This is a genomic window from Streptomyces sp. 35G-GA-8, assembly GCF_023534745.1.
Classification (GTDB): domain Bacteria; phylum Actinomycetota; class Actinomycetes; order Streptomycetales; family Streptomycetaceae; genus Streptomyces.
Window position 1 is genome coordinate 629,352 of the sequence record NZ_JAMHJQ010000001.1, and the last position, 20,166, is coordinate 649,517.

Annotated in this window: 18 protein-coding genes; 11 read left to right on the forward strand and 7 right to left on the reverse strand. The window is 72.3% G+C overall.

Translation table 11 applies throughout. The features are described from left to right. Positions 1-77 precede the first annotated feature (77 nt). Positions 78-2,528 (forward strand): GTPase-associated protein 1-related protein, encoded by a 2,451-nt coding sequence (locus tag M1203_RS02720; RefSeq protein WP_249947819.1) that lies wholly within the window; start codon positions 78-80, stop codon positions 2,526-2,528. Between the two features lie 25 nt (positions 2,529-2,553). Here M1203_RS02720 and msrB read toward each other — a convergent pair whose 3' ends face one another. From msrB to M1203_RS02740, 4 genes are all read right to left on the reverse strand, one after another. Then, positions 2,554-2,961 carry a peptide-methionine (R)-S-oxide reductase MsrB gene (gene msrB / locus M1203_RS02725; protein WP_030350719.1) on the reverse strand — a complete coding sequence of 136 codons (408 nt, stop codon included), beginning with the start codon at positions 2,959-2,961 and terminating at the stop codon, positions 2,554-2,556. 44 nt (positions 2,962-3,005) lie between these two features. Beyond that, positions 3,006-4,409 (reverse strand): UDP-N-acetylmuramate--L-alanine ligase, encoded by a 1,404-nt coding sequence (gene murC, locus M1203_RS02730; protein WP_249947820.1) that lies wholly within the window; start codon positions 4,407-4,409, stop codon positions 3,006-3,008. Positions 4,410-4,483: 74 nt separating this feature from the next. Beyond that, a complete protein-coding gene (locus M1203_RS02735; protein ID WP_249947821.1) occupies positions 4,484-4,954 on the reverse strand; it encodes an indole-3-glycerol phosphate synthase in 471 nt (156 codons plus the stop codon). Between the two features lie 154 nt (positions 4,955-5,108). Then, positions 5,109-5,951 (reverse strand): pyrimidine reductase family protein, encoded by an 843-nt coding sequence (locus M1203_RS02740; RefSeq protein ID WP_249947822.1) that lies wholly within the window; start codon positions 5,949-5,951, stop codon positions 5,109-5,111. A 37-nt stretch (positions 5,952-5,988) separates the two neighbouring features. On the opposite strand from M1203_RS02740, the gene zapE reads away from it, so the two are divergent. The 4 genes from zapE (at position 5,989) to M1203_RS02760 (ending at position 9,628) form a co-directional block, all read left to right on the forward strand. Further along, complete coding sequence (gene zapE / locus M1203_RS02745; RefSeq protein ID WP_249947823.1) at positions 5,989-7,086, forward strand: cell division protein ZapE; 1,098 nt, start codon at positions 5,989-5,991, stop codon at positions 7,084-7,086. 137 nt (positions 7,087-7,223) lie between these two features. Beyond that, on the forward strand, positions 7,224-7,649 hold the full coding sequence (locus M1203_RS02750) for an OsmC family protein (protein ID WP_249947824.1): 426 nt from the start codon (positions 7,224-7,226) through the stop codon (positions 7,647-7,649). 163 nt (positions 7,650-7,812) lie between these two features. Next, entirely contained in the window at positions 7,813-8,697 is an 885-nt protein-coding gene (locus tag M1203_RS02755; RefSeq protein ID WP_249947825.1) for a PPK2 family polyphosphate kinase, read from the forward strand. 169 nt (positions 8,698-8,866) lie between these two features. Continuing rightward, positions 8,867-9,628, forward strand: a complete 762-nt coding sequence (locus tag M1203_RS02760; RefSeq protein WP_374401667.1) for a polysaccharide deacetylase family protein — start codon at positions 8,867-8,869, stop codon at positions 9,626-9,628. 63 nt (positions 9,629-9,691) lie between these two features. Here the strand turns inward: M1203_RS02760 and M1203_RS02765 are convergent, their stop codons facing one another. Next, positions 9,692-10,363 carry an AIM24 family protein gene (locus M1203_RS02765; RefSeq protein ID WP_249947827.1) on the reverse strand — a complete coding sequence of 224 codons (672 nt, stop codon included), beginning with the start codon at positions 10,361-10,363 and terminating at the stop codon, positions 9,692-9,694. Between the two features lie 127 nt (positions 10,364-10,490). Here M1203_RS02765 and M1203_RS02770 point away from each other — a divergent pair, with 127 nt between their 5' ends. The 6 genes from M1203_RS02770 (at position 10,491) to M1203_RS02795 (ending at position 17,574) form a co-directional block, all read left to right on the forward strand. Continuing rightward, positions 10,491-11,216, forward strand: a complete 726-nt coding sequence (locus tag M1203_RS02770; protein ID WP_249947924.1) for a peptidyl-tRNA hydrolase — start codon at positions 10,491-10,493, stop codon at positions 11,214-11,216. A gap of 113 nt (positions 11,217-11,329) precedes the next feature. Further along, complete coding sequence (locus M1203_RS02775; RefSeq protein ID WP_249947828.1) at positions 11,330-12,109, forward strand: DUF4142 domain-containing protein; 780 nt, start codon at positions 11,330-11,332, stop codon at positions 12,107-12,109. Between the two features lie 176 nt (positions 12,110-12,285). After that, positions 12,286-13,599: a DUF692 domain-containing protein gene (locus M1203_RS02780; protein ID WP_249947829.1), complete on the forward strand. Its 1,314-nt coding sequence runs from the start codon at positions 12,286-12,288 to the stop codon at positions 13,597-13,599. Positions 13,600-13,605: 6 nt separating this feature from the next. Further along, entirely contained in the window at positions 13,606-14,562 is a 957-nt protein-coding gene (locus tag M1203_RS02785; RefSeq protein ID WP_249947830.1) for a TIGR04222 domain-containing membrane protein, read from the forward strand. Positions 14,563-14,786: 224 nt separating this feature from the next. Next, positions 14,787-16,421: an alpha/beta hydrolase gene (locus M1203_RS02790; RefSeq protein WP_249947831.1), complete on the forward strand. Its 1,635-nt coding sequence runs from the start codon at positions 14,787-14,789 to the stop codon at positions 16,419-16,421. A 34-nt stretch (positions 16,422-16,455) separates the two neighbouring features. Beyond that, entirely contained in the window at positions 16,456-17,574 is a 1,119-nt protein-coding gene (locus M1203_RS02795) for a SpoIIE family protein phosphatase (RefSeq protein WP_249947832.1), read from the forward strand. Positions 17,575-17,865: 291 nt separating this feature from the next. Here M1203_RS02795 and hemQ read toward each other — a convergent pair whose 3' ends face one another. Together hemQ and hemG are read right to left on the reverse strand one after the other, a co-directional pair. Beyond that, a complete protein-coding gene (gene hemQ, locus M1203_RS02800) occupies positions 17,866-18,582 on the reverse strand; it encodes a hydrogen peroxide-dependent heme synthase (protein ID WP_249947833.1) in 717 nt (238 codons plus the stop codon). 4 nt (positions 18,583-18,586) lie between these two features. Further along, complete coding sequence (gene hemG, locus M1203_RS02805) at positions 18,587-20,041, reverse strand: protoporphyrinogen oxidase (RefSeq protein WP_249947834.1); 1,455 nt, start codon at positions 20,039-20,041, stop codon at positions 18,587-18,589. Positions 20,042-20,166 lie beyond the last annotated feature (125 nt).

Below are 20,166 nucleotides of genomic sequence, written 5' to 3' on the forward strand. Positions count from 1 at the left end.
TACCTTCGTGCTGCCGAATTCGACGCCGCCCGAACCGGGTTGACGGCGGGGCACGCAAGAACGAAGGGGGCCGGCGCATGAGCCTGGCGCAGCTGCACTACACCTCGGCCCCGCAGGGACCGGACGGATCCTACGGAACCGATGGACCGAACGGACCGAACGGACCGGGCTCCCGGTACACCGCGGTCACCCCGGGCATACCGGCGTCCCTGCTCAAAGAGGCCGAGCCGCTGCTCGGGTACGAGCCGCCGCGCGACGCCCCCGAGCGCCCCGGCGCCGCCGAACTCGCCGCCTTTCCCCAGGCGTTCAGTCACAGTCTGCTCTCGGACGGCACGCGTCTGCTCGCCCGCGCGGTGCGTACCAGCGCGGGAACGGGCACGGGAGCGGGCGGCAGCGGTGGCGTGGCCTGCTCCCACACCCATGCCGTGCTGCTGCCGGCCGACGCGGGACTGCCGGGCGGAGGGTTGCCCATCTCCGCCTGGAACTCGTCGCGGTGGGCCTCCGCCGCCCCGGCCGACGGGGCTCCGGCGCAGCTGGAGGCCCTTCCCCCGTCGGGTCTTCTCGGACGGGAGGCGCTGGTCGGGTTCGCCGCCTCGCGCGGCCCCTGGCTCCCCGGCTTCCTGGCCAGTCTGCGCGAGCTGACGGAGGAGACATCCGGGCCGCGGGCGGCGGAGCCGGCGGCGCGGATCGTCCTCGTGGAGCGCGACAGCGCCGATGTGGCCCTGTGGATCGCGCTGGCCTGTGCCGTACTGCCGCGCGACCATGCCGACCGGCTGACCTTCACCACCTATACGCGCCGGCCGCGCGAGGCCCGGCAGCGGATCGTCGGCGTACTCCCCGGGGACGCGCCGGAGCCGGACGGCCGTGACCACCGCTGCCGAGTGCACGACTGCACCGCCCCCGCCCCCGCCCCCGCGCCCGGCCCCGCCCCCGTGCCCGCGGAACTCACGCCGACGGACATCTGGGCCGCGATCGCCGCGCGCGTCTGGCTGGGCCGGGCGCCCGAGCTGTTCACGGAGGCGGCGGCGCTGCCGGGTGGTGTCTTCTCCCCCGGCGCCCTGGCCGTCGTGGCCCTCTGCGCGGACCTCGCCCCCGGTGCCGACGGCCGTACGGCGGCGGCCGACTGGGCGCACACGCACGCGCACGCCCTGGGTGACGCCCGGCTGCGCCGGCTCGTCGAGACGTTCCGGACGACCGCCGAGGACCGGACGACGGCCGAACTCACCGCCCTGACACGGCTGTTCACCGCGCTCCCCGAAGACCTCGGGCAGCGGCTCGCGGCCGGTCTGGCTCCCGAACTGCGCGCGGGCGTCGCAGACTCCGGCCCCGGCATCACCCGGCCGGTGGAGCTGCTGCGTGTCGCCGACGCGCTCGGGGTGGACTGTACGGATCTGCTGCCAGGTCTCGCCCACCGGCTGGCCCGCTCCCTGCTGGATCCTGTCCGGGAGACCGCGGGGAGCCCGGATCCGCTCACGGTCCTGGAAGACGTCCTGGAGGAGCATTTCGAGCTGCGTACCGCGCTGCTCAGCGCGCTGGACGCCCTCGCCGCCGAGGATCCGCCCGCCGCCGTCCGGCTGCTCGGGCGTACGCCCCTGGCTCTCACGGGGGTGCAGTCCCTGCCGCATCTGCGGATGTGCGCCGGTGCGCCCTGGACTCCGGCCGCCGGGGGCGGCGACGGCCTCGCCGCGCTGCATGCCGCGCTGCGCGCCTGCGGAGTCTCGCCGTTCACCGATCCGCTGGTGCTGCGTACGGCCGTACGGCTGGTGTGGGACGGTGGCGCCCCGCTACCGGGCGAGGCGCGGCGGCTGCTCAGCGAGACGGGCTCCGACGCGCATCGCGCCGCGGGCACCTGGCGGGCGCTGGTACGGGCCGCGCTCGACGGCCCCACCACCGGCACCGACGCCCCCGCCGGCATCGACGACGCGGATGCCGCCGCGCTCGCCCATGATCTGCTGCGCTGCTTCCCCGACGAACTGGAGCCGCGCGTACGGGGCGCCCTGCTGCTCCTTGAGTTCGCCGGCGAGATCGGCGCGGGCCGGGCAGGTCATCCGTGGACCGAGCGGGTGCTGGCGCTGCGCGCCGAGGCCGAGCCGGTGGAACCTGCCCTGCTGGCCCGGGTGTTCGGGACCCTCGCACGCCGGCTGCTCTCCGAGGAACGGCCGGAGGGCGAGCTGTACGCCCTGATCCACAGCGGCGAGCCGCGGCTGCTCGATGCGTACGCGACCGCCGCCCAGGAGGAGCGGGTACGCGACCGGCTGCGTACCTCCCCGGCCTACACGGCCGACTGCTTCATCGCGTGGAGCTCACTGCCCGGCGCGACCCGGGCATGGGACTCGACCCGTACCGCACTGCTCGACAAGGTGCTGCGGCCGGTCGTGCGCGCGCTGTCCGACGAGGACACCGCCTCCGTCGAGCGCGGCCTTGAGCGTGCGGGGGCCCACCGCGCGGAGGAGTTCAGGGCCTGGAACCGCCCGGGGGCCCTCAGCAGGCTGAGCCGTCGCCTCGGCGGCCTCGGACGGCCCCGTTAGCAGAGGCCGTCCCCACCGCGCCCGGTCAGCTCTCGTCAGGGGCCAGCCGCAGCGAGATGCTGTTGATGCAGTACCGCTGGTCCGTCGGGGTCGGGTATCCCTCGCCCTCGAAGACATGGCCGAGGTGCGAGCCGCAGCGTGCGCAGCGGACCTCGACGCGGACCATGCCGTGGGAGCGGTCCTCGATCAGCTCGACCGCGTCCGTGTCCTTCGGGTCGTAGAAGGACGGCCAGCCGCAGTGCGACTCGAACTTCGTGTCGGACCGGAAGAGATCGGCGCCGCACGCGCGGCAGGAGTAGACGCCGGTCGTCTTGGTGTCCGTGTATTCGCCGGTGAAGGCGGGCTCGGTGCCGGCCTTGCGGAGTACCTGGTACTCCGCGTCGGTCAGCTCCGCGCGCCACTGCTCGTCCGGCTTGTCGATGTCGTACGGCATGCGCTCTCCTCAGTCGGTCGGACGGGCCCGGCTGCCCCGGCGGGTCAGTCCCCGAGCCGGGCCAGGATGTCGGGACCGAGGTCCGTGACATCGCCCGCGCCCATGGTGAGAACGAGATCACCGGGGCGCGCCATTCCCGCGACCGCCTCGGGGACGGATCCCTTGTCGTGGACGGCGGTGACGGTGGCGCCCGCCGCCTCGGCGGCGTCGGTGATCAGGGCGCTGGTGACACCGGGCAGCGGGTCCTCGCGGGCCGGGTAGATGTCCAGCACAAGCGAGGCGTCGGCGAGGGCCAGGGCCTGGCCCATCTCCGTGCCCAGCTCCTGCGTACGGGAGAACAGATGCGGCTGGAACACCACCAGCAGCCGGGAGCCGGGGGCCGCCGCGGCCCGCATCGCCTCCAGGTCGGCGGTCATCTCGGTGGGGTGGTGGGCGTACGAGTCGATCACCTGCACGCCCGCGGCCTCGCCCTTGAGCTGGAGGCGGCGCTTGACCCCGGTGTACGCGCCGAGCGCCGAGGCCAGATTGTGCGCCGGGATACCGAGGGCGATACCGGCGGCGAGGGCGGCGACCGCGTTGTGGGCGTAGTGCCGGCCGGGGACCGAGACGGTGAAGGTCAGGAAGCGGCCGTCGAGCAGTACGGTGACCTCGCTGGTCAGACCGCGTGCGGTGACCTTGTGCACGCGGATGTCGGCGTCCTCGGCCGCCCCGTAGGTGACGACCTTGAGCGCGCTCGAAGCCCGGACCCGGGAGGCCAGCTCGACGGCGCCGGGCTGGTCGGCGGCGATCACCAGCGTCCCACCGGGGACGATCTTGCCGGTGAACGCCTCGAACGACTCGTAGATCTCGTCCATCGACGCGTAGTTCGCGTGGTGGTCCAGCTCGACATTGAGGACGATCGCGACCTCGGGGTCGTACTTCTGGAAGCTGCGGTCGCTCTCGTCCGCCTCGGCGACGAAGATCTCGCCCTCGCCGTGCCGGGCGTTCGTACCGGGCCCCGCGAGATCGCCGCCGATGGCGTAGGAGGGGTCGAGGCCCAGTTCGGTGAGGGCGACGGCCAGCATGGAGGTCGTGGTGGTCTTGCCGTGGGTGCCGGCGACGGCGATCGCGCGCAGCCCGCCCATCAGCGAGGCCAGCGCGTCGGAGCGGTGCACGACGGGTACGGAGAGCTCGGCGGCGCGGGCCAGCTCGGGGTTGTCGGCCCGGATCGCGCTGGAGACGACCACGCACGAGGCGTCGTCCGCGAGGTGCTCGGCGGCATGGCCGATATGCACGGTGGCCCCCAGCGCCCGCAGCGCCTCCGCGGTCTCCGACTCCTTCGCGTCGCTGCCCGCGACCTTGGCACCGCGCTGGGCGAGGATCTTGGCGATACCCGACATTCCGGCGCCGCCGATACCGATGAAGTGCGGCCGTTCCATGGCTGCGGGGATACCGGGTGCCGGTGCCATACGTGTTCTCTCCCAAGGTGCAGGCGGGCCCAGGACGCGGGCGGGGTACAGCGTGCAGCTGTAGCGGATCCAGCTTATTCGCTGTGCGCGAAGAGTTTGAGCACCGGTACGCCGACCTTGTGCCGCGCCCGCGACGCCCAGTCCCGGTGGAAGAACTCCTCCACGTAGTGCGGCTCGGTGAGCACGATCACCTCGTCGGCCCCTGCTTCGTCCACGACCTCTTTGAGCCGGTCGAGCGGATGCTCCTCGACGACCTGGCCGGTGGCCGCGGAGCCCTGGCCGCGCAGCAGCGCCAGCGAGTGTTCGAGGGCGAGTTCGGCGGGCTGTCTGGCCGCCTTGCCCTCGGGCACCTCGTCCTCCCTGGCCGCGTCCCGCAGCTCGCCGATCGCGATGTCGTCGATGGCCCGCAGCAGCAGATCGGCCTGGTCGCCACGCGGCTGCATGAGCACCACGAACGAGATCTCCTCGTCGCCGTGGAGGGTGGTGACGAACTCCACGTCCTCCGACGACAGGGGCTTCTCGATCATCAATACGCTTGTGAACACGACAGGCGCCCTTCTTCCTCCAGGGCCGTGCGGCCCACTGCTGAAACCATCCTTCCCCGTGCCCGCACGGGGTCCATGAGGTTAAGTCTGCCCAGCGGAAGCTAACCGGAACGACAAATTCCGCTGATTGTCAGACACCCGGGTGCCGGGTCGATCAGACGCGCCGGTACCGGGTGAAGAGGAACCCGTCCTGCTCCAGCAGCGACGCCAGCGCGAACCGTTCGGGCACGGCGGGAGCCGGACCGCCCGTGATGCGCTGCGCGTACCCCGAAGTGAGCATCGGAGACACGGTCAGACAGAGTTCGTCCAGCAGTCCCGCCGCCACGAACTGCCCGAGCAGCCGCGGTCCGCCCTCGGTGAGCAGCCGGACCAGTCCGCGATCCGCCAGGGCGCGCACGACACGCTCCGGGTCCGCCTCGGGGCCGTCCCCGGCGATCACCACCTCCACGCCCGCCTTCTCCGCCGCGAGGATCCGCTCCGCGGGGGCCGCCGCGCCGGTCAGCACCAGCGTCGGGGCGAGGGCGGCGGTGAACAGCGGCAGCGAGAAGTCCAGCTCCAGACTCGCGCTGACCACGGCGATCACCGGCGCGGGCCGCTGGCCGGCCGCCGCCCGGCGCCCGGCGAAGGCCTCGCGGGCGCGGGCCGGCCGGTACCCCTCCTGGCGAACCGTTTCCGCACCCACCACCACCGCATCGGCGAGCGCCCGCAGAGTGCCGAAGACGCGCATGTCGGCGGCGGAGGAGATGGACTGCGAACGGCCCTCGTGGTGGGCGGCGCCGTCCAGCGTGGACACCATGTTGGCGCGCAGCCAGGGCCGCGCACCCCCCTCGGCCCCGGTGCCGGAACCAGTGCCGCCGCCCGCGCCGACGGGGTACGCGTAGGCGTCCGCCAGCTCGTCGAGCGTCCATTCGCGGTCCGCGCCGGACACAACCGCTGATTCCCCTCCGGAAGCCGCGGCGGAGGGTGTCTGATCGGTCACAGGGAACAGGCGTCGCATGCGAAGCAGTCTGGCATGGCGCATAGAGTTACGAACTGTGTCGTCCTCCACCGCGGCGTCCGGCCGTCAGTCGATAACCGAAGCGGCCCCGCTCTCCCTCTGCGCACGTGAGCCACGTGTCCCCGCCGACCGGCTGGTCGCGGAGATGGTGCCGCCACCGCGCTTCGACTCCGTACGGTTCGACACGTACGTACCCGACCCCCGGCAGCCCAGCCAGACCGAGGCGGTCTCGGTCCTGAGCGCGTTCGCGGCGGGGCTCGGCGGGGCGCACCCGGCCGACGGCGGACACGGCGGGCGGCGCTGGTTCTCCAGAAAGCCGGCGGCGCCCACCGGACCGCGCGGGGTCTATCTGGACGGCGGTTACGGCGTCGGCAAGACACATCTGCTGGCGTCCCTCTGGCACGCCACTCCCGCCATGCCCGGACAGAAGGCCTTCGGCACCTTCGTGGAGCTGACCAATCTGGTCGGCGCGCTGGGTTTCCAGGAGACCGTACGGACGCTCAGCGGCCATCGGCTGCTCTGCATCGACGAGTTCGAGCTGGACGATCCGGGCGACACCGTCCTTGTCTCCTCCCTGCTCGGCAAGCTGGTCGACGCGGGCGTGGCACTGGCCGCGACCTCGAACACCCTGCCGGGCAAGCTCGGCGAGGGCCGGTTCGCCGCCGCGGACTTCCTCCGCGAGATCCAGGGCCTGTCGGCGCGGTTCCGCCCGCTGCGCATCGACGGCGAGGACTACCGGCACCGGGGACTGCCCGCCGCTCCCGCCCCGTACTCCGACGAAGAGGTGACCCGGGCCGCGTACGCGACCGAGGGCGCCAGCCTGGACGACTTCCCCGGCCTGCTCGAACATCTCTCCCGGGTCCATCCGAGCCGGTACGGAGCGCTCACGGACGGGGTGCGGGCCGTCTGTCTCACGAATGTCTCGCCGGTGCCCGACCAGTCGACGGCGCTGCGGCTCGTCGTCCTCGCGGACCGGCTGTACGACCGGGAGGTGCCCGTCCTCGCCTCGGGGCTCCCCTTCGACCGGCTGTTCAGCGAAGAGATGCTGAACGGCGGCTACCGGAAGAAATACTTCCGGGCGATCTCACGGCTGACGGCGCTGGCGCGGGACGCGAAGGGGCTGGTCGGCCAGTAGGTTCGGAGCCGCAACTCCGCGGCGCCGTAACGCCGCTGCGCCCCAGGGCCTTGACATGTCGAAGCCTTGCCATCTCGCGTCATCGCATCTGCTGTACTCACACCCGTATCACCAAGACCAAGCAGAAGGGTTCCACCATGGCCACCACGCGCCAGGCGCACACGGTCTGGGAGGGCAACCTCCTCCAGGGCACGGGCACCGTCACCTTCGACTCCTCCGGCATCGCCGACCAGGCGGTCTCCTGGCCCTCCCGCGCGGAGGCGGCGAACGGCAAGACCAGCCCGGAGGAGCTGATCGCCGCGGCCCACTCCAGCTGCTTCTCGATGGCGCTCTCCAACGGTCTCGCGAAGGGCGGCACGCCGCCGACCAGGCTGACCACCCAGGCCGACGTCACCTTCCAGCCCGGCACGGGCATCACGGGTATCCACCTCACCGTCCAGGGCGAGGTCCCCGGTATGGACGCCGCGGACTTCGAGAAGGCGGCCGAGGACGCCAAGGTGAACTGCCCGGTCAGCCAGGCGCTCACCGGCACGACCATCACGCTGAGCGCGTCGCTGGTCTGACGCGACACCCGAGGCGGCGCCGACCCGCGTGACGCACCTGTCGCACGACAGGTGCGTCACGCGGGTGACGGGTCCCTGGCGGGAGTGATCCCCGGCGGCGTCAGCGGTCGCAGAACGCGGCGATCCGACGCACCCTCTAAGGAGCCGACCTAAGGGGTGCGCCGTGGCCAAGAAGGACAGAAAAGCCGGACAGCGGAAACAGCCGCCACCGCCGCTGCGTGAGCTGCTGCGCCTCCCCGAGGGCGAGCCCGTCGACCTCTCCTCGTACGACTCCCGCGCCACCCCGGGCGGCCCGGAGAACAAGGCGGCGGCGCTGGCCGCCGTCCCCCCGCTGGCGCAACGCCTGGCCGGTCTCCAGGACCGGTTGTACGCGGCCAGCACGGCGGGCGACCGGCGCCGGGTGCTGCTGATCCTCCAGGGCATGGACACCAGCGGCAAGGGCGGCACGATCAAGCATGTGATCGGCCATTTCAACCCGTCGGGCTGCCGGGTCAGGGCCTTCAAGACGCCGACCCCGGAGGAGCGGAGCCACCCCTTCCTGTGGCGGGTCAGACGGGCGCTGCCCGAGCCGGGCGAGATCGGGATCTTCGACCGTTCGCAGTACGAGGACGTCCTGATCACCCGCGTACGGGAACTGGTCCCCCGGCGCGATCTGGGCCGCCGCTACGGCCAGATCAACCGCTTCGAAGAAGTGCTCGCCGAGAACGGCGTGACGATCGTGAAGGTCTTCCTCCATCTCGGCCACGACGAGCAGCGCGACCGTCTCCTGGCCCGGCTCGACAACCCGGACAAGCACTGGAAGTTCAGCCCGTCCGACATCGAGGACCGCGCTCTGTGGCCCGACTACCGGGAGGCCTACGAGCTGGCCCTGTCCCGCTGTTCGACGCCGGCGGCCCCCTGGTACCTCGTCCCGGCGGACCGCAAGTGGTACCGCAACTGGGCGATCAGCACGCTGCTGCTCGAACATCTGGAGGCGCTGGACCCGGTGTATCCGGAGGCCGACTTCGATGTCGAGGAGTGCCGCCGGGAGCTGCTGGAGACGGGCTGATCCCGAGCGGGACCCTACGGGGCGACTTCGGCATGGGCGAGTGCCGTGCGACCATTCCGGGCGGATCATCATATATTTTCCGTGAGTGACCACATATGTACGCATTCTCGCCATTTCCGCTGTTCTGGGCGCCTCCCTCGCCGGTTGCGCCGACGGCGCCGGGAAGGCCGTGACCTCCGGCTCCTCCGGCGCGCGCGCCGCCGCGACGTCCAATTCCGCGGTGGTGAAGGCACCGCCGACCCTGGCCCCCGGTCCCGGCGGGCTGACCCCGGTCTTCAAGCGCGGGAACCCGGCTGCGGGCAAGACCGTGGCGCTCACCTTCGACGCCGATATGACGGCGGATCAGGGCACCCGGGCGGCGCGCGGCGAGCGGTTCGACAACCCCTCGCTGATCGCCCTGCTGCGCAGGCTGGAAGTGCCCTCGACGGTCTTCATGACGGGCCGCTGGGCCGAGGAGTACCCGACGCAGGCGAAGGCGATCGGCGAGGATCCGCTCTTCGAGATCGCCAACCACTCCTACAGTCACCACGCCTTCACAGCCGACTGCTACGGGCTGCCGCGGGTGGACGAGACGAAGATGAACGAGGACGTGCAGCGGGCCTTCACCGCGTTCCGCGACGCCGGCGCGCGCAATGTGATGCCGTACTTCCGCTTCCCGGGCGGCTGCTACGACGACACGGCGCTCCGGGCGCTGGCGCCCTCGAAGGTGACGGCGGTCCAGTGGGACGTCGTCAGCGGCGACGCCTTCGCCACGGACGCGGACGCGGTCGCGCAGCAGGTGCTGGAGGGTGTGAAGCCCGGGTCACTGGTGGTGATGCACTGCACGCGCAGCGCGGCGCCGGTGACGGAGGACGCCGTACAGCAGATCGTCCCCGAGCTGCGGAAGCAGGGCTACCGGTTCGTCAAGGTCTCCGAGCTGATGAGCCACTGACCGCACGTGTCCCGGCGGGACGGCGGTCAGCCCGAGCGCGCCGTCCGCCACTCCCCGCGCGGGTCAGGTGGCCTTCTGCGGGGTGGCCTCGCTCGGCCGGACGATGACGAAGCCCTCGCCCTGGAGCATCAGCTGGACGGCCTCGCCCGAGCCGCCGCGGATCATCGAACCGACGGACTGCGACCGGTGCAGCGAGGTGGAGAGCTGCGCGCTCCATCCGACGATCGCGTCGGTGTCGACGTACACCGGGGCCTGGCCCGTGACGGGGATCACGATGGGGTTGCCCTCGCATATGACGCCGAGCTTCCCGTAGCCGGTGAAGAGGCTGTTGAACAGTCCGCCGCCGGTCATCCCGGCGCCCTTCACCGTCTTGATCTCGTACGACAGGGTCGGATCGAAACAGAGCACATTGCGGCCGTTGATGGTGAGCGCGTCGCCCTGCTCGATCTCGACGATGAAGCAGTTGGCGGCGTCCTGCGCGAACCACGCCTCGCCCTGGCCCTTGACGCTCATCAGCGGCAGGCCCTCGCCCGTGACGGCCCGCTTGAGCATGCCGCCGATGCCCTGGCCCTTGCGTTCGAACTGGAGGCTCCCGCGGAAGGCGATCATGGATCCCTGCCGTGCGTACATCTCACCATGGACCGCGTACTTGATCGACTTGGCGTTCTGCAGCGTCATCCCGGGGGCGGCGGCCGGCTGCGCCAGGTACTCGGCGGAAAAGAGATCGCTCTTCATGCCGTGCATAGTCACCCGGACGCGCCCGTTCCGCCAAGAAAGGTTTGCCCAAGAAAGGTGTGCCCAGGAAATCCGCCCGGGAAAGCGGGCCCGGGGCCCCTGGCAGACTGGACCGGTGAGCAGTGACATGAGCGACAGCGGCGACGGCGTGCCCGACCGGACCTCCCGCGACGAGGCCCCCCAGTTCGTACTGCCGCTGGTGGTCCGGATCGAGAAGGCCGCGCCGCCCGCCCGTACCGACGCGCTGGAGACGGCGGCCCGCGCGGTGCTCGTCATGCTCTCCGACGAGCGGTCGGTGGGTGAGGGCGAGTGGGCGCGGGCCATGCGGGACTGGCAGGACGCCCGGATCCGCAAGGTGGTACGGAGGGCGCGCGGCGCGGAGTGGCGCCGCGCCTCCGCGCTCCCCGGGCTCACGGTCCTGGGCGAGGGGCCCACGACGGATACGGCGGCCACCGCCGAGGTACGGGTCTTCCCGCCCGTCCCGCTCGACGGCTGGCCCAAGGAGCTGGCGAAGCTCCAGGTCTCCGGGACCGAACTGGCCGACGCCGAGGCGCCGCCCGCGCCGGACCCGGCGCTGCCCGTGCTCTGGTTCAGCCCCGATCTGGACATGTCGGCGGGAAAGGCCATGGCCCAGGCCGGGCACGGCGCCCAACTCGCCTGGTGGGAGCTGTCGGAGACGGAGCGCAAGGCATGGCGCGAGGCCGGCTTCCCGCTCGCCGTACGTACCGCCGACGCGAGGCGCTGGCGCGAACTGACCGCCGGTGGACTGCCGGTGGTCCGTGATGCCGGGTTCACCGAGATCGCACCCGGCTCGTGCACCGTGGTCGCTGATCATCCGGCGCTGCGGAGCTGAACACCGCGGCCGGACCGTACGTATCTCCCGGTACCGCGACGCGGGTTGAACCGGCGGCGAGGCCGACGGTCGGGTCAGCGGTGTCGGAATTCGGTTCGGGAGGCAGCACATTGTTGCGACGCATCAACGGTACGGCGCTCATCATCGCGGCACTGGTCGTCACGGTCGGGGCCCTGGCCTTCCCCGTATGGTCCTACGCCGACCGCTCCGGCACCGGTCAGGCGAACCTCAACGCCTCCAGCGTGGCCACCCAGTGGGGCCCGCTCTCCGCGACCGACCGCGATCTTCTGGTGAAGGTGCGGCTGGCCGGGCTCTGGGAGCTGCCCGCCGGACAGCAGGCCATCGAACGCGCCCCCAGCCGGGCGATCAAGGAGTGCGGTGACCATCTGGTCGTCGGCCACACCGATCTCGACAAGCGGGCCCGCGATGTCGCGGCGAAGCTCGGGGTCGAGCTGCCGAACCAGCCGAACGAGCAGCAGCAGGGCTGGCTGAGGGAGCTGTCGGCGGCCACCGGCCAGGAGTACGAGCGGAAGTTCGCCAATCTGCTGCGCAATGCCCACGGCAAGGTCTTCGCACTGATCGCGCAGGTCCGGCACACCACCAGGAACACACTGATACGGCAGCTGGCGAGCGACGCCAACCAGACCGTCCTGGACCACATCACGATGCTGGAGGCCACCGGCATGGTCGACTTCGACGCCCTAGCCAACGAGGCGGCGGGCACCCTGACGGCCAGCCCGACAGGACCGCCGCCCCCGAACGGGAATCTGCCGCCCGCGCCGGACGCCGTGGCGCCCACCGGCAACGACACCTTCACCTCCCGGCCCTCCACCCAACCGGGCGCACCGACGGCGATCAACACCGACCGGCCGGCGCCGGGGACCGACCCGTAGAGCCCGGTCCTGTCATCCGGTTCCCCTCCGCGCGGAACCCGGTCGCGCGTGGGGAACCTCAAATCAACCTCTGAACGTCCCCCACTGAGGATTCACCGGCGCGCCACGGGGTCATCACCTCCGGACCGCGCCCGTCGCGGACAGGGGAACGCCTCGGACACCGAGGAGGGGGAGCCATGAACGACACACCACAGCTGGGGATCGGCATCGGCTGGCGCCCGGAGATCGCGGACACCGTCGAGGCGCTGCCCGGCGTCGACTGGGTCGAGGCCGTCGCGGAGAATCTCTGCACCGGCCATCTGCCCGACTCGCTGGTACGGCTGCGGAAACGCGGCGTCACCGTCGTACCGCACGGGGTCTCGCTCGGCCTCGGCGGAGCGGAGCGGCCGGACGCGGGGCGGCTCGCGGATCTCGCGGAGCGCGTCGAGGCCCTCGGCTCCCCGCTGGTCACCGAGCACATCGCGTTCGTACGGGCCGGCGGGGCGCTCACCGCGTCGCCCGTCCTGGAAGCCGGTCATCTGCTGCCGGTCCCGCGCACCAGGGACGCCCTGCGCGTGCTCTGCGAGAACATCCGGATCGCCCAGGACTCGCTCCCCGTGCCGCTCGCCGTGGAGAACATCGCCGCGCTGATCAACTGGCCGGACGAGGAGATGAGCGAGGGGCAGTTCCTCGCGGAGCTGGTCGAGCGCACGGGCGTACGGCTGCTGATCGATGTCGCCAATCTGCACACCAACAAGGTGAACCGGGGCGAGGACCCCGCGAAGGCCCTGGACGAACTGCCGGTCGAGGCCATCGCGTACGTCCATGTCGCGGGCGGGATCGAGCGCGACGGGGTCTGGCACGACACCCACGCGCACCCGGTCACCGCGCCGGTGCTGGACGTACTGTCCGAGCTGCGCGCCCGGGTCGCCCCGCCGGGCGTCCTGCTGGAACGGGACGACGATTTCCCGCCCGCGACGGAGCTGGCCGGTGAACTCACCACGATCCGGGAGACGATCACGGCCGCCAGCGCGCGTGCCGGGCGTCGCGAGCCGGGCGGGATGTGCCGGACAGTGCCTGGTGACACCGATACCGACACCGACGCCGCCCGCGGCCGGCTCGCGCTGAGCCAGACCGCCCTGCTCTCCTCGCTGGTCGCCGGTACGCCCGTACCCGAGGGGTTCGATCCGCGGCGGCTGCGTGTGCAGAGCCACGCCCTCGCCGCCAAACGCGCAGGCGTCGTCGCCAAGGTCGCCCCCGATCTGCCGGAGATCCTCGGCAAGGGCTTCCGCCCGGCGTTCCTGGCGTACGCCGCGCACACGCCCATGCGCGCCGGATACCGCCGAGACGCGCTCGACTTCGCCGAGAGTCTGCTGATCGAGGGGCGGCCCGAGGACTCCGCCGCCCGGCGGCGGCTGACCCTCTGGTGGCGTGAGCGGGCCGCCGCGCGGCCACCGCGCCGGGCGACCCGTCTCCTCCGTGTGGCCCGTGCCGCGCTGGCCGGGAGGTGAGGGGCGATGACGACGATCCTCTTCGCCGCGGTCACTCTCGCGGTCGCCCTCTCCTCCGTCCTGCTGATCGCCGGAGTGGTCCGGTCCCGTGCCCGGGTGACGGGGACGCCGGCCGCCCATGACGTGTGGGAGGCCTCGTTCCTCGGCGGCGGTCCCGGCAGGGTCGTGGACGCCGCGCTCGCCGGGATGCGGGCGGACGGCCGGCTGGCCGTCGGCGGCCCCGGCATCGTCGCCGTACTCCAGCGGGTCGCGTACCACCCGGTGGAGCGGGCCGTGCTCCAGGAGCACGCCAAGGCGCCCACCGGCGCCCTGCAGGCGCTGCGCCTCGCGGTGATGCGCGCCCCCGCCGTACAGCAGGTGGGCGACGCACTCGCGGCGCGCGGGCTGGTGGTGCCACGCGCGCGGACGCGCCCGTGGCGGACCTGGGGCGTCACCCAGGGGGTGCTCTGCTTCGTCGCCCTGCCCCTGTCGTTCGTCGCGGGCGCGCTGGTGACCTTCGGTTCCCTGGAGTTCGGTCCCAGCGGGATGTGGGCGTTCTCCCTGCTGCCGGTCCTGTTCGCGGGCATGATCACGGGGTTCGTCTGCGCGTCCGTCGCCCGGCGGCGGATCACCCGAGCGGGACGGCGGGCGCTGCGCGACTACGTCGCGGGGCTCGGTTACTCGGCGGCGGACCAGGTCGCGGCGCACGGGGTGAGGGGGGTGCCGGACCCGGAGCTGCGGGAGCAGTTGCGCACCACCGCGCGGATGCGCCCGGGGCGTGACTTCGCGCCGGCGGACCATCTGTCCACGGCCGCGGTGGCCTGGTGCTACGGCGCCGAGCCCGGCTCGGGGACGGGATGCGGCGGTTCGGGGTCGGGCTGTGGCGCGAGCTCCTGCGGAGGCGGCGGGTCGGACGGGGGCGGCGGAGGCGGCAGCAGCTGCGGTGGGGGCGGCGGCTGCGGGGGTGGCGGCGGGGGATCGTAGGGCTCCGGAGCCGCCGGGCGGTCCTGGCCGGTTCGGGCGGTCCGGGCGGTCCGGGCGGCACATCCCGTACCGTCCGGCCACTGCTCGGACCCTTCGGAGTGGCCGGACGACGCATCGGGGTCATTGCGACCGACACCGCGTACGGATACTTGTCCGCCCCCGCCGCTCTGCTGACCCTCTGTCTGCGGATCATCCTCCGATCCGTACGTACGGAAGGGAAAGCGATGAGAGCAGTAGCGAAATACGGGGCGCTGACCACCCTCGGCTCCGTGGTCCTGTCGGCCCTCGTCGTCGTTCCCGTGGACGCCGCCGACGCAGGCGGCGCTCACCCCACGATCAGCGCGGCCCGCGGTGTCGCGCGGGCCGCCGAGCGCGCCGCCACCGCCGGCATCACGTTCGGCGCCTGCCCCGAGGCCGAGCGGCTGCCCGACCCCCTCGTCTGCGGCACGGTCGAGGTCCCGCTCGACTACACCGAACCGGACGGCAGGACGATCGGCCTCACCGTCAGCCGGGTGCCCGCGAGCGGGAGTCCGGAGCGGCGGCAGGGCGCGCTGGTCTTCAACCCCGGCGGTCCCGGCGCCTCCGGTATGTACTTCCCGATGGTCGCCGAGGTGCCCCACTGGAAGCGGATCGCCGAGGCGTACGACCTCATCGGCTACGCACCGCGCGGAGTGGGCCGGTCCGCCCCGCTCTCCTGCGAGGATCCGGCGGATTACATCAAAGCCCCGACGCAGTCCCCCGTCCATCCCTCCGCGTCGTACAAACGGGAGCGGATCGCCGAGGCCAAGGCGTACGCGCAGGGCTGTGCCCGCGCCGCCGGACCCGCGCTCCGCCACTACAACTCTTTGAACAACGCCCGCGATCTGGACGTGCTGCGCGCGGCGCTCGGCGAGCAGAAGCTCTCCTTCATGGGCGCCTCGTACGGGACCTACTTCGGCGCGCTCTACGCGACGCTCTTCCCCTCGCACGTGGGCCGGATGGTCCTCGACTCCGCCGTGAACCCGGACCCCGAGCAGATCTGGTACCGCAACAACCTCGACCAGTCGGTCGCGTTCGAGCGGCGCTGGGAGGACTTCCGTACCTGGGTGGCCAAGCATGACGCGACGTACCACCTGGGCACCGACGCCGAGCAGGTGGGACAGAGCTACGAGAGGGTACGCGCGGGGGTCGCGCACAAGCCGGCCGGCGGCAAGGTCGGGCCGGGCCAGCTCCAGGCGGCGATGCTCGGGGCCGGTTACTACGACGACTACTGGCCGACGCGCGCCACGGCCCTCTCCGAGTATCTGAAGGGCAATCAGCAGCCGCTGATCGCCCAGGCCTCGCCCCGTCCGGCCGCCGCCGCGGAGAGCGAGAACGCCGGGGCGGTCTATACGGCGGTCGAGTGCAATGACGCGCCCTGGCCCACGGACTTCGCGGTGTGGGACCGCGACAACACCGCACTGGCGCGGCGCGCGCCGTTCGAGACCTGGGACAACGCCTGGATGAATCTGCCGTGCGCCTACTGGACCGCGCCGCGCGGGCGGCCGGCCGAAGTCCGCACCTCGCCGGGCCAGTTGCCGCCGACGCTGATCCTGGCCGCGGAGCGGGACGCGGCGACGCCGTACGAGGGGGCCCTGGAGCTGCACAAGCGGCTGGCCGGTTCGGCCCTGGTGACCGAGCGGGACGCCGGTACGCACGGGGTGACGGGTGGCGCCAACGCCTGCGCCACCGCCTATCTGGAGGACTACCTGCTGCACGGAAAGGCGCCGGTGCGGGCCGCTGACTGCGCGCCGCGCGCGGAGCCCGACCCAACGTCGCCTCGGCCGACCGACCGACTTGTCGAACTGCGCAGACGGCTCAATCCGGGTATCCGTCTCTGAACGTTCGGGAGCGCTGCGCGGAGGCGAGACGAACGTGACGGAACCGGAGATCGACTACAAGGCGGTGTTCCAGGCCCTCCCCGGGGCGGTGGTGCTGCTGACCCCGGAGCTGCTCTATCTGGACGTCAACGAGGAGTTCCTGCGGCAGATGGGCCGCACCCGCGAGCAGGCCGCCGGCGGGCGCTTTTTGGGGGACGATTTCGCCCACAGTCCGAACGACCCCGGCGCGGCCGTGGTGCGCAACGTCGTGGCCTCACTGCGCCGGGTGGCGGAGACAGGTGAGCGCGAGACGATGGAGCTTCAGCGCTACGACAGGGAGGACCCCGAGCGGCCCGGAATGCGGTACGAGCGGTACCTGAGCATGATCAACACGCCCGTCTTCGGTCCGGACGGGCGGATGGCACTGCTGATGCACCGGGTGGAGGACGTCACCGAACTCATCCGCGCCCGCGAGGTGGCGCTGAGCCTGCAAGAGGCGATGCTGCCCATTCCCCGCTGCCTCGGGAGCCACGCGTCGGCCGCACGCTACCGGCCCGCCATCGACACGCTGGAGGTGTGCGGTGACTGGTACGACCTGGTGGACCTGGACGGCGACCGCGGCGCGGTCGCCGTCGGCGATGTCGTCGGCCACGGTCTGCCCGCGGCCCAGGTCATGGGGCAGCTGCGCAGCGCGCTGAGCGCCGCCTCCCGCACCACCGAAGGACCCGCCAGGGCCCTGGAAGTCCTGGGGCTGTACGCCCGTTCCGTCGAGGGCGCCGAGAACACCACCGCGGCCACCGCGTTCATCGACTGGGACACCCGCACCATCACCTACAGCAGCGCCGGCCACCCTCCGCCGGCGCTCCTGCGCGGCGACGGCACCGTCGAGTTCCTGGACCGGGCCACGGACCCCCCGCTGGGTGCCCGCCCCGAACCGGCCCCCCGCCCCCAGGCCACCGCGTCCTTCACCGAGGGCTCCGTGCTCGTGCTGTACACCGACGGCCTGATCGAGCGCCGCCACGAGGACATCGACGCCGGCCTCGCGCGGCTCGCCCGCTCGCTCGCCCGCCACCGGGCGGCCGACCCCGAAACCCTCGCGGACGCCCTGCTGGCCGACCTGCTCCCGCCGGGCGGCGTCACGGACGACACCGCCCTCGTCATCGTGCGCCTATGACCCCGCCGGTTCTGTTCGACGACCGGGCGCCTCGCCCGGTGTGTCCTTCTCCGTACCGACTCGGGCTGCGAACCAACTCGGGTTCCATCGGCCGCGGAAGTCCGACTTCCCCGCGGGTTTCCGCGGTCGGCGGCCGATGGGAACCCTGAGCCGGACCCGGTGTCGCTGGACGAGCCGGCGGGCGGCCAGGGGCCGCCGCCGGTCGTCTGATCTTCCGGGCGGGATGGAGGGGGCCGGCCCGCGGCGGGCCGGCCCCCTCCATCACATCCTCATCGCTTCCGGAGGCCGGGGTTACGCGAGTCCCGCCACGAGGTCGGCGACCGACTTGCGGCGGCCCGTGAAGAACGGGACCTCTTCCCGGACATGCATCCGGGCCTCGGAGCCGCGCAGATGGCGCATCAGGTCGACGATCCGGTAGAGCTCGTCGGCCTCGAAGGCCAGCACCCACTCGTAGTCGCCGAGCGAGAACGAGGCAACGGTGTTGGCGCGCACATCGGGGTAGCCCCGGGCCATCTTCCCGTGGTCGGCCAGCATCCTGCGGCGGTCCTCGTCGGGCAGCAGGTACCAGTCGTAGGACCGTACGAAGGGGTAGACGCTCACATAGTCGCGGGGCGTCTCGTCGGCCAGGAAGGCCGGTACGTGCGACTTGTTGAACTCGGCGGGGCGGTGCAGCGCCATGTTCGACCAGACCGGCTCCAGCTGCCGTCCGAACCGGGTGCGCCGGAAGCGGTTGTACGCGTCCTGGAGTTCGTCGGCGGTCTCCGCGTGCCACCAGATCATGACGTCGGCGTCCGCGCGCAGCCCGGACACGTCGTACGTGCCGCGTACGGTGACGTCCTTGGCGCCGAGCTGGTCGAACAGCTCCTGGACCTCGTCCGCGAAGCCGGTCCGGTCCTCCGGCAGCACATCGCGCAGCTTGAAGACGGACCACAGCGTGTAGCGGATGACCTCGTTGAGGTCCTTGGCCTTCTTGCCCGCGTTCGGGGTCTTCTCTGGTGCAGCAGTCATAGGACTATTCTCCCGCGCCCCGTCCCGTGCCCCACGCCAGGGTCGACGTGGCGATGATCTCGTCGGCGGCGCGCCGGGCCGACGCGACGCACGCCGGGATGCCGACGCCGTCGTAGGCGGCCCCGCACAGCCGCAGCCCCGGGAGCTTGGCGACGGCCTCGCGGACCCGGGTGATCCTGGCCTGGTGGCCCACGGGGTACTGCGGCAGACCGCCCATCCAGCGGGTCACTTCCGTGGCCACCGGCTTCGCGGTGAGCCCGACCGCGTCGCCGAGGTCGCGCAGCGAGACACCGACGAGTTCGGCGTCCTCGCGCTCCAGTTGCTCCTCCTCGCCGTACCGTCCGATGGAGGTACGGAGGACGAAGAGGCCGGGCGCCGCGTCCGCGACCCATGCCCACTTCCGGGTGGAGAAGGTCGACGCCTTGATCGTGCGGCCGTCGACAGGCGGTACGAGGAAGCCGCTGCCCTCGGGCATCGCACCGAGATCAGCGCGCCGGAACGCCATCGTGACCAGCGCCATCGACGCGTACTCGACCCCGGCGAGTTCGGTGGCGGCTGCCGGGGACTCGTCGGAGAGCAGCGCCGAGGCGGACCGGGCGGGGGTGGCGAGCACCACGCCGTCGGCGGGCAGATCGCCTCGCCCGGTACGGATCAGCCAGCCGTCGGGCGTGCGCCGGAGGCCGGTGACCGGCGTTTCCACCAGGATCTCGCCGCCGCCCGACCGTACGGCGTCCGCGACGGCGCCGGGCAGGGTGCCCACACCGCCCGCGATGCCCGCGAAGACCGCGCCCGGCGCCGCGCCGTCGCGCTGCTTCGCCGCGGTCGCGGCCTGGAGGTCGCGCACACCCGCCAGCAGGGAGTCATGGGTCCTGGCCAGATCGAAGAGCTGCGGAACGGCCGCCTTCATGGAGATGCGGTACGCGTCGCCCGCGTAGACCCCGCCGAGCAGCGGTTCCACCAGCCGGTCGACGACCTCGCGGCCCAGCCGCTCGGCGACGTACTCGCCGACCGGGACATCGTCGCCGACCTCGGTCGGCGGCAGCTCCGGTTCGCGGGCGATCCTGGCGAGCCCTTCGTCGGAGAGCAGCCCGGCGAGGGCGGCGGGGTCACCCGGCACACCCATCACATGGCCCTTGGGCATGGGCCGCAGCTCCCCGCGCGTCCACACCGACGCGGTGGTGGCGGTGGGCGGCTGGAGGAGTTCGCCGAGCCCGACGGCCTCGGCCAGATCGACGGCCTCGGGCCGCCGCGCGAGCATCGACTCGGCCCCGAGGTCGACGGGAGCGCCCTCGATCTCGCCGGTCCGCAGCTTGCCGCCGAGCCGGTCGGTGGCCTCCAGCAGTGTCACCCGGATCCCGGCGCCCAGCAGCCGGTGCGCCGCGGCCAGACCGGCGATACCGCCCCCGATGACGACGACATGGCCCGTATGCGTGTCCACGTGCTGCGCGCTCGACTCCATGCCCCCACTCTCTCAAACCGGTTGGGACGGTCCATAACGAGTCCCGACCGTGACCGCTTCGGGACCGTGGACGAGCATCCGTGCCGGGCCCTCGCGCGTCGAACCGGCATCACTTTCTTCTCAAC